This window comes from Hydrocoleum sp. CS-953 (assembly GCF_002260545.1).
Taxonomy (GTDB): Bacteria; Cyanobacteriota; Cyanobacteriia; order Cyanobacteriales; family Microcoleaceae; genus Trichodesmium.
Genome location: NZ_LGSU01001345.1, coordinates 1 through 10,456 on the forward strand (window position 1 = coordinate 1; position 10,456 = coordinate 10,456).

9 protein-coding genes are annotated in these 10,456 nt (G+C 36.7%); 1 reads left to right on the forward strand and 8 read right to left on the reverse strand.

Annotation, left to right across the window (positions count from 1 at the left end):
• The coding region (locus AFK68_RS25330) for a pentapeptide repeat-containing protein (RefSeq protein WP_094676107.1) at positions 1 to 2,281 on the forward strand (2,281 nt) is incomplete at its 5' end.
• 322 nt (positions 2,282 to 2,603) lie between these two features.
• Here the strand turns inward: AFK68_RS25330 and AFK68_RS25335 are convergent.
• The 8 genes from AFK68_RS25335 to AFK68_RS25365 form a co-directional block, all read right to left on the reverse strand.
• On the reverse strand, positions 2,604 to 2,792 hold the full coding sequence (locus tag AFK68_RS25335) for a hypothetical protein (protein ID WP_094676109.1): 189 nt from the start codon (positions 2,790 to 2,792) through the stop codon (positions 2,604 to 2,606).
• Between the two features lie 694 nt (positions 2,793 to 3,486).
• Positions 3,487 to 3,855 (reverse strand): translation initiation factor, encoded by a 369-nt coding sequence (locus AFK68_RS25340; protein ID WP_094676111.1) that lies wholly within the window; start codon positions 3,853 to 3,855, stop codon positions 3,487 to 3,489.
• 588 nt (positions 3,856 to 4,443) lie between these two features.
• Positions 4,444 to 5,625 carry a U32 family peptidase gene (locus AFK68_RS25345; RefSeq protein WP_094676113.1) on the reverse strand — a complete coding sequence of 394 codons (1,182 nt, stop codon included), beginning with the start codon at positions 5,623 to 5,625 and terminating at the stop codon, positions 4,444 to 4,446.
• A 166-nt stretch (positions 5,626 to 5,791) separates the two neighbouring features.
• Positions 5,792 to 6,880, reverse strand: coding sequence for a hypothetical protein (locus tag AFK68_RS25350; protein ID WP_094676115.1), 1,089 nt, complete (start codon positions 6,878 to 6,880; stop codon positions 5,792 to 5,794).
• Positions 6,881 to 7,140: 260 nt separating this feature from the next.
• The gene (locus AFK68_RS25355; protein WP_094676117.1) at positions 7,141 to 8,337 is read right to left on the reverse strand and encodes a peptidase U32 family protein; all 1,197 of its coding nucleotides are present in this window, start codon (positions 8,335 to 8,337) and stop codon (positions 7,141 to 7,143) included.
• 362 nt (positions 8,338 to 8,699) lie between these two features.
• Complete coding sequence (locus AFK68_RS35520) at positions 8,700 to 8,948, reverse strand: hypothetical protein (protein ID WP_143438241.1); 249 nt, start codon at positions 8,946 to 8,948, stop codon at positions 8,700 to 8,702.
• A gap of 163 nt (positions 8,949 to 9,111) precedes the next feature.
• On the reverse strand, positions 9,112 to 9,765 hold the full coding sequence (locus tag AFK68_RS25360; RefSeq protein ID WP_094676119.1) for a L,D-transpeptidase: 654 nt from the start codon (positions 9,763 to 9,765) through the stop codon (positions 9,112 to 9,114).
• Between the two features lie 108 nt (positions 9,766 to 9,873).
• Positions 9,874 to 10,452, reverse strand: a complete 579-nt coding sequence (locus AFK68_RS25365; protein ID WP_246844457.1) for a L,D-transpeptidase — start codon at positions 10,450 to 10,452, stop codon at positions 9,874 to 9,876.
• Positions 10,453 to 10,456 lie beyond the last annotated feature (4 nt).

Genomic DNA, 10,456 nt, shown 5'->3' on the forward strand with positions numbered 1-10,456 from the left:
AGTTTGCGAAACTATTAAACATGGAGATGCAGGATTAGATTTGTTACTTGTGGCCTTACAAGATAGTTCAGCAGAAGTACAATGGGCAGCATATTCAATACTACTAGAACAGCAAAAACCTAAAGCAAAACTAGCATTATCCCAATATACTTGGGATGTCTGTAGAATACTAGAACTATACGCTGCTGGAAAACGGAGGTTTATCCGAGCAAATATGAGGGATGCCAACCTCACTGGTCTAGACCTACAAGGTATAAATTTTAGTTTTGCCTATTTCAAAGATGCCGATCTGAGTAGTATTAATCTCAAAGATGCGAATCTAATAGAAGCTAATTTACGGGGTACAAATCTCAAAGATGCTAACCTCAAAAATACTAATCTTGAAAATGCTAATCTTAGTGTTGCTAAACTTAGAGGTATTAATTTAAGTAATGCTAATTTAAGTGGTGCTAATTTAAGTGGTGCTAATTTAAGTCTTGCTAATCTAACTAATGCTAATTTAACTAATACAAATCTTACTCGTGCAGACTTAAGAGGTAGTAAACTTAGGGGTATAAATCTCAGGGGTAGTAAACTAAATGAGGCAACAAAACTTGATAGTAAATTGTTATTAGTTTGGGAAATAGTTAATCAGAAAGCTATTGGTAAAAACCTCAAAAATATCAATCTTATCGGGATGGATATTGAGGGTGTTAATCTGAGTAATGCTAACCTAAGTGGCGCTAAACTTAGAGATATTAATCTGAGTAATTCTAACCTCAGCAGAAGTAATTTTAGTGCTGCCAACCTGCATAATATTAACTTGAAAAATACTGACCTAAGTAATGCTAACTTGACTGGTGTTAATTTAAGTAATGCCGATCTATGCCATGCTAATATCGAAAATGCTGACCTCAGCAATGCTGATTTCAGAGATGTAAATCTTAACTATGCTAACCTCCGAGAGACAAAAATTAATGATTTAACCCAACTAGATAATAAATGGCATTTAGTCTGGAAAATTGTTAATCAACAACGTCTAAATAACGATCTCAAAGGAGTGAACCTCAGTGGTGCCGATCTTCGCGGTGTCAACTTAAAAAATATTAATCTCCGGGGTGCTAACCTAGAGGCAACTGATTTAGGTACAGAGTATTGCCATACTCTCACTCCTAGAAAAGGATTAGAAAACATTAGGAACAACTACTATAGTCGGTCAAATCTCAGAAATGCCAATCTTTGTAATGCCAACCTGAAAGCAATTAATCTAACAGGAGCTTATTTGGATGGAGCTAATTTGAGTGTAGCTAATCTAATTGCAGCTAAACTCAACGATGCGGAAATGACCAATGCTAACCTAACTGCTGCTGACCTCAATGGTGCAGATTTAAGAAATGCTAACCTCAGTAGTGCTGACCTCAGTGCTGCTGACTTCAGTAATGCCAATCTTAGTAATACTAACCTCATAAATGCTCATATTAGTGCTGCTAAATTCTCCAATGCTCAACTTGATGGTGCTAAAATCAATGAAGCTGACCTGAGTGCCGCCGATCTTAGTGGTGCTAATCTTCGTAATGCCGATCTTAGTGGTGCTAATCTTCGTAACGCCGATCTTAGTGGTGCTAATCTTCGTAACGCCGATCTTAGTGGTGCCGATCTTAGTGGTGCTAATCTTCGTGAAGTCGATCTAAGTTGGGCAGAACTCAAGGGGGTAAAACTTCGTGAAACAACCAAAATTTCTCGAAAATGGTATACAGTTTGGCAAATTGTTAATGAAAAAATAGCAGTTAAAAACTTAGAAGGTAACGACCTCAGTAATACTCAACTAAATAGTGTTGACCTGAGTCGTGCTAACCTTAGCAATGCTAACTTGAGTGGTGCAAGTCTGCGAGTAGCAGATTTGTGGGATGCTAATTTAGAAAATGCTAATCTGAGTAATGCTAACTTGGGTGGTGTTAACCTTAGTAGTGCTAATCTCACAAGTGCTAACCTAAGTGGAAGTGACCTCAGTCGCGCTCACCTACGACATACCATTCTTAGTAATGCCATTTTCAAAGGTGCTAACCTGATGGGTTCTGATTTATGGGGCGTTAACTTAGGTGGTATCGATCTTAGTGGTGTCAACCTGAGTTATGCTGACCTCAGCTATACAAATCTCAAAGATGCTGATTTAAGTGGTGCTAATCTCAATCGTGCTAATCTTAGTAATTCTAACCTCAATGGTGTCAATCTCAGTGATGCTAATTTAAGTGGGATTAATCTGAGTAATACTACTCTCAATAATTGTATATTACCTAATTGAAAGTAATTTTGTCAACGGGACTTCGTGTTATATCATGTCCGGTAGCATCGGTATTGCAAGTGATAAGGTAAGGAAGAAGGCTGTAGTTATCTAGGAGAGAAGGAAGAAGAAAAGGAAAAACCTTAAATATAGTAAATATTTCCCCAACTTTTACACGACGCGACCATACCAGCGCACATGATATTATTTATAGAAATTCCCATACTGATGAGGTACAAAATTCGTTTGTTTTAGGGAACAAGGAATAGAATAGAAATAAAGATAGGTTTACCTCATTAGTTTGAGAAACACTATATGTTAAATCTTGAGCCTGATAGTAAATTTAATACCTTGGTTCTAAAAATTCTCTGTTGAAAGAGTTGTTCGAGGTATCTTCAGGTAACCAACGACATTCTAATTTTCCTGCTTCAATTTGAGGTACTTTAATCGCAAACCCATTACCATCACTTACCATAGAAAATCCAAAACCAACAGAGGTTCCTAGTAAAACTAGAGCAACTGTTCTAAACATTTATATATTCTCCAATAATATAACTTTAATTACTCCCTATTTACACTTACAAAGCCAAAATCAAAATTCCGCTTAGTTCCATAAATATTATTCCTAACTGGAGCTTGAATAATTAATGCTTTGCTCTATAGATATCTACAAGTCCCACTGTTGATTTTTCAGAATTTTGTTAATTACAGGAGTGTTGAAGTTAATTATCTCTAAAATACCTTAACTTCCTTGATAAAACTTATATAATATCAAATCTGTTTAATTCGGTATAAAAAAAATTTTCATCTTCAGCTATTAGTAAATCTTTCTAAATTCTCTTCTCTCCTGACTCCTAGATTAACCATCTAATTATACCGATGCTACCGGATTTGATATAACAGGTCATTTCAGTTATCAGTTATCAGTACCTCCTACTGAATTTTCTTTTTTATCCCCTTTAAAGAGAAGGCTTAAAACCTGATTTTCTTGTCACAAAAAGTTGTAGAGGTAATTCAGGAATTGCCCCTACTCCTACAATGATTATTTTTTGATTATAGCAGTTTTCATTAATATAGAGTACAGAGATTTTTGCTTGAAGGTAGAAGGCAGAAGTTTTGTATTCAACATTTCTGGAAAACCCCTACAATTCCTTAATTTAATAATTCTGAATTCTAAATTCATCAAAATAATTTTTGTAGTCTACCTTTATGAAAACTGCTATAAGTCAACCTCCACTAATTTTAGCTTTATAACCTAATTTAGTTAAAATTTCCAGTAACTTTTGTTTATGTTCTCCCTGAATTTCAATTTCATTATCCTTAAGAGTTCCACCTGCACCACATTGATTTTTAAGTTGTTTGAGTAAAGCTGTTAAAGTTTCTGAGTTTGACTGAAACCCACTAATAATAGTAACTGTTTTTCCTTTACGACCTTTGCGGGATGCTTGTACTCTTAAATTTTGTTGATTTGGCGGTAAGTCTGGTAATGCTCTTTCTGTTGCTGGAGAATTAGCATTATTACCAAATTCTGAATAAACTATGCGATCGCCTTTGGCATTTCTATTATCAGAGGTATTACGTTTGGAGTTAGGCATAATTTCAAAGTCATATAATCGAATTTTTAACTTCCCTGGCGGGAAGTCCCGCGCTCTCCCGTTGGCGGAGCCTAGCGGCAGCTATTAGGGGAGCGTCGTATGGGAAAGCCAGGGCCAAGAGTCGGATACCTCCACAAATAAAACTTTCCTATACCCTTGACAAGCTAGGAGGTATTTTGTTATTATCCAAGGTCAACACAGGGGGAGGGCATCACCTCTGTCAAAACAGCGGTCAGTTTTTTTCCTGACTGAAGAATCCCGCGTTGTCGCGTAAGCGCAACGTAGGGAGTATGTCAATTAGTATAACATTAACTGTTGTTATGTAGCATAGGCATCTTGCCTGTTCGTTATATTTTGCGACAAAAATGATTTGTCAAAAAAAAACTGTAGGGGTTTGGTTTCCAAATCCCTTTTTAGCTTGGGTTTGGAGACCAAACCCCTACGAATAAAATCTTACAATCTCTTGAGGATTTCTATATAAGCAGGACTTACGCATGGACGCTATTGGTAGGGTGTGTTAGCGCCAGCGTAACGCACCAAAACTCTATATATAGTGCCTTTGCGTAAGTCCTAATAAGTTCTAATAATTTAACTTCTGACTTCAGGTATACCTAACAATAATGAACCTGGCATCGCTTTTTTGATCCAGTCTGTAATTAATATTTGTTCGCGATCGCATGACTCAACTACCTCACCATTTAAGTTCCGAAATACTATTTCTGCTGGAATTTCAATTTCTTCCCCAGTAGGTATAATAATTTTCTCTACTTGAGTAACGGCAAAAGGTCGCAAACTTTGAAACACAACATAATTTCCACTTTCTCCAGCTAAAACTTCAGCTAAACCAATTTCTTGTCGATACTGAATTAACTTGTGCTTAGACTTCATTCGCGAAAATATAGAAGTAGTACGGTTAGCATTAAAAAATGGCGATCGCGTCGGCCTCGCCCAGTTTTTCCGCAAAGAAACAGGGTCAGTCAAAATCTGAGAACAAATTTTATCAACATCCACTGCCACATCTCCGTCTCTTCCCAAATGTCGTAAGTCTAAACAAACTGTATGTAAACCAGCTTTTTCTAAACCCTCAAGTTTATCCAGAATAAATTGGTCTTTATCCAAAAACATAAATGTACCGTGAGCTGTTTCCAAAGTAGGGAAAGGTCGGTTCTTACTATCCTCCGATGACACAGTAGTTTGCAGGGGAAATTTTGCTTCCGAGTCAGACTCTAACAAATGTGGAGACAATAGGGAACGTGGCGAATAAAACAACAATATTTGCCCGACTCCCAAAACTTCACAAGCAACCGGAAGTGTTTGACAATATTCAATCAATTTTTGTTCTGGCAGTTCGATAGACAATATCAAACGTTCCAAAGAGTCAGAAAAAATCTCACACCAACCCCGCAACCCTTCTAAATTATGATTACCTGTTTCTACAATTAACTGTAGCGCTATAGTTGGGTAATTCATTTTCAACCACCAAGCTGCTCCAGGATCGGCAACCCGCACTGCCGCAAACTTGCTCATATCCCACTGAGTCAGTTGTTGACAAATTTGACTCATAACTTGTTCTGGCATCAAAATATCCCACACTAATACTGGGCGCAAACCATATTCTGTGGCAGTTGATGCTAATGACTGTGTTTGTTTTGGTGAGAGTTGCCCCTGTTTTGCAAGGAGGGTTGGTTGTAGTAAAACTTCTTGTAAGTTAGGAGCGTTAACGCACCTGTTTAAATCGTTGATGGATGAGACAAAAGTGTTAAATTGCATTAGATCCTAAATACATTTTATATCTCTACATTATCAGGACTTACGCAAAGGTATTATGTATACAGTCAAAAAAACTATAGCGTTTTATTTTTAAACTATACATATATATATATGCTCTCTGCATAAGTCCTACCGTAGGAACTCTAGTTAAGATTGACAAATAATTCTAATCATCTTTGTCTCTATAATATCCTGCCATTCCCTCACACATTAAGCAACCTGATAAAAAACTATCATCTAAGTTCCCTGAAACCAACTCACCGCAGAACTCACAGTTGCCTACCTGATTATAATCGTAAGATTTTAGGCAGGATAAGCAAAGCCAAATGTTTTCATAAGGAACAACAGTCGGTTGTTTAAAGTGTTCACAAGAGTTACAATACGCACGATTATTTTCAAATAAACCTTTCTCTATATGCTTACTTTCTGCATATTTGTCTAACAAGTAATCTAAGTTAATTGAGTATTCGCAGGATTCACATTCACCTTTCCCTAATTCTTGAACTTTAATTTGCCCATTTTCACAATTAGGACATGAAACTATCAACTCTTTCCCCGCTTCAAAGTTGCAAACAAGGCAATCAGGAGACAAGAGATAATCAGAGAACTGAGAAATTTCAGCAATAACTTTATTCTCACTTGAATCAAATCCACAGGAGGGGCAAGTATTAAAAGAAATACCCTGCTTCTTTTTTATCTCTATTTCAGGCAATAGAGCATTAAACTTCGCTTGCAGATATCGTCGAACATTTAGCATTAGTTTGTCAAGCTTATCAATGTCATCTACATACTCTAAAAAGTCATCTTTCCATTTTTCTCTGAGTAGTTGTGATAAATAGAACCATCCTTTGCATTCCTCAGTAGCAACAATTTCTAACTCTGTAGCATTAAAAAAATGGACTAGCTGATTTCTGTGCTTTCGTATTGTATTGAAATTCTTCTCTGCATTATCATCAAATTTTAGGTCAGGTATTTTATTAAGCCTTTTAATAGCACCTTCCATGCCGACTGATGTAAAGTTTCCTTGAAGAAACTTATCCAAATTTGCCTGTTTCGGATCGTTAAAAATCAGGCTCCAATGTTCAAGCATTAATCTAGACTTTAAGAAAAGTTCAACTGCCGTACAAAAATTAATTATCGAATATTTAGGATTTTTTTCAATCTCAGATACAGAATGCTCTAAAAAATCAATGGCATTTAAAACTAATTGGTTAAAAATTTCTTGTGACTTAATCCTTTTCTTATCATTTATCATAGATAATATATCAATATTCCACAAAAAAACTAATTATACTGCAAGTGCTGTATGATACTTTCAGATTAAAATAATATTATCGCAAATCTATAGATAAATGTCAATTTGGGTACATCTGGTGGTGCATTGTAATAGTTTCCCATTGTCAGGCAATGTTTTTTCTGAGAACAATGGGAGCATCTTGCTCCCGCGCCAGGTATTCCTTTTTGCTATGTACCATTACTATGTAGAACTACCTAACTTCTTTACTAATTTACTAATTAAAATGGCGCAACCCTAACTACATTCAATTTCTCTACATTATTTAAAATTTCAGGCGCTACAGTTTTAGGAATACAAACCACATTTCCTGCTCGCATTTTCTCCAAGCGATCGCCTACCACAGAAAAAAGCTCACTCACTTTCCACCGCATTATTTCTCCATGCACTGGAATAATCTCAATTTCATCCCCCACTCTCACAGACTCAACCAATTGCAAAACAATATTTTCTGGTGTTGTCTCCATCACAATTCCCAGATATTCGTGAGTTCCCCTACTACTTTCCAACTGCTTATATACAGAATCTTTCCCCGCAGGAGTTTCCAAGGAAGCAGAATCATAGTCACGGTGGGGAATAGACTCTAACTCAGCTACAATTTGATTCAACATTTCTGGAGTTAACCTCCCTTCTGCATAAGCATCGATCGCTTGCCGATAAGCTCTACAAGTTACCGCCACATAAAACGATGATTTCATCCGCCCCTCTATTTTCAGAGAACAAATTTGATGCTCAAAAAACGCTCCTATTTGATGAATACCCCATAAATCTTTAGAAGACATAAAAGTAACTGGGCGATCGTCTGTTTTTTCTGCCAACTGATAGGGAAAACGACAAGACTGAATACAACCACCACGATTAGAATCTCTGCCTGCTGTAAAATTAGAGATTGTACAATTACCAGAAAAAGCCATACACATAGCACCATGTATAAACATTTCCACATCAATACCAGTTTGCCCTCTAATTTTCCCCCCCTCTACCACACTAACTTCTCGCCCCACTATTAGACGCTTCACGCCAAACTGTTTCCACATTTCACCAGCATAAGAATTGAGACAAGATGCTTGAGTTGAGAGATGAATATCAAGATTAGAACTATTTTTCACCACTCGGACAACCCCTAAGTCAGAAACAATAACCCCATCAACCCCAATATATTCCAGAAATTGACAATATTCTGCCAATCCCTCAAAATCATCATCATGGAGAAAAGCGTTTAGAGTCAGGTAGACTTTAGCATGATTTTCGTGAGCAAAATTTACCCCATATTCCAAATCATAGTCAGAAAAATTATCTGCTCGCGCCCGCAGACCGTATTTTTGCCCTCCCACATAAACAGCATCAGCACCATAAGTAACAGCAACTTTTAAACGTTCGAGATTTTTAGCAGGAGCTAATAATTCTGGTTTCCACATATTTTTTATATATATTGATAGTGATTAACTAAAATAACACTTACGCACAAACCGGGTTGATCAAGGAAATTTCCTGATTTCAAGAACAAATTAGGGCAATAAACCCGGTTTCTTATTTAGTTGCGTAGGTCTTCTTAAATATTTTAGCTCGATCGCTCAATTATGCTTTGAGGCGTTATAATCTAAGTCCTGTCTAAAAAAGGCCGGAAGGATGAATGAGGAAGGTATCGAAGGTTTAGAATAATTGAAGTAGCAGTCAGCCGTCAGCCGTCAGCGGTCAGCTATCAGGCGTGTATAATGGGGGACTCAGACCCCCTTTAACACACACAACTAATTTTTTCCAAATAAATATAGTGGGGGACTTATACCCCCAGATTTCTAGCTGTTAACGTAGTTCCTCCGCAGGAGGCTAGCTGATAGCTAGTTAATTCGAGAACCAGGAATAGATGCTGATAGCTAATAGCTGTTTGCTGAAAGCTATATAATTGAATCACAAAAGAATTATTCAGCAAACCATAATTATCAATTATTGGCGTTGGTAAATTAGGGTATGATTTGTATTTTTTGGTAATTCCTAAACTATTGAATAACAAATATTTGAGATTGTTCAATTTTTATTTTCATACCTTTATTCACCAACGCCAAATTATTAATTAGGGTTTGCTGAAAAAGTCTTTTTTCGGGAGTAGGGGAGTAAGAGAGTAATTTTTTTTCCCAACTATAAACCCTAATTATCAATTATCAATTATCAATTATCCATTATCCATTGGTAAACTATGGTTCTACCACTACCTCAGTACCTACTTGCACTTTCTGAAATAAGTTAACCACATCCTCATTGTACATCCGCACGCAACCGTGAGAAGCAGCATATCCAATAGAATCTACAGTAGGAGTACCGTGAAATCCAATTGTGTCTTTGCCATCTGTCCAAAAACCAATCCACCTTAATCCCAGAGCAGTATTTGGCCCTGCTGGCATTACTTCACCCGTCCAGGGATTTTCCCATTTAGGATTTTCTACCAGTTGAATAACTTTGAAATTGCCTGTGGGAGTTTCCCAACCAGGTTTACCCACAGCTACAGGATAACTAGCAACTTCTTCTTCTCCCTCATATACATATACTCGCCGTTCCCCTAACCGGAGTACGACCCGAACTAACTCTTCTGCTTCTACACCCAAATATTTTTGGAAGTCTTTAATAGCTCGATCTAATTTTGGCATTAAGCCACCAAATGGTAAATTAGCTTCTACCTGTGTTTGCTGATTATTATTATTATTTGTCTGAGCAGTAGGAGTAGAAGCTATGGCTAAATTTTGACTAAATAAAATAATTGCTGTGGTGAGAAAAATAGCTGTTAAATTATATGTTCTTTGGTTGATTTTGCTAATAAAATATAGCCATTTATTTGTGGTAGATTGTGTCATTTTTCACTCCTCATGTATCAAATCTAGATATTATCAAAAACTAATGTTTTAAAAGTTTAATTCACCTTAGATTTTGAAAATGTTTGAACTAAACTCTATTCCTATTTTTTAAGGTTCTACTACGACAGTTGTACCAATTCCTACTTTTTCAAATAGAGCTAGTACATCTTGGTTCAACATTCTAACACAACCATGAGAGACTGCTTGTCCTACGGTTTCTTCGTTCGGGGTTCCATGAAAACCTATGTAGTTTGTGCCATCTGTCCAAAAACCAATCCATCTTTCCCCCAAAGGATTTTCTGGACCAGGAGGTATGATTTCTCCTGTGAAGGGATGTTTCCAAGAGGGATTTGGTATTTTTTGGATAACTTTATGGGTTCCTGTGGGAGTTTCCCATCCTTCTCTACCAATAGCTATTGGGTAGGTGGTTTTTAATTGGTCTTGTTGATAGACATAGACACGGCGATCGCTTAACCTTATCACCAAATGAATTTTTTCATTGGGTTTCAGATAAAGTTCATTTAGTGCTTTTTTTGTAATTATTGATTTAGGCTTTATTTGTGGTTGGAGTTCGGTTAAATCTGTCGCATTTGTGGAAACTCCAGATTGATTTTTGTGCGGAGTAGAGCCATAAACTTTTTGTTGTGTGTAATTGAGTAAAATGACTATTCCTAAACTTAAATATATTAGT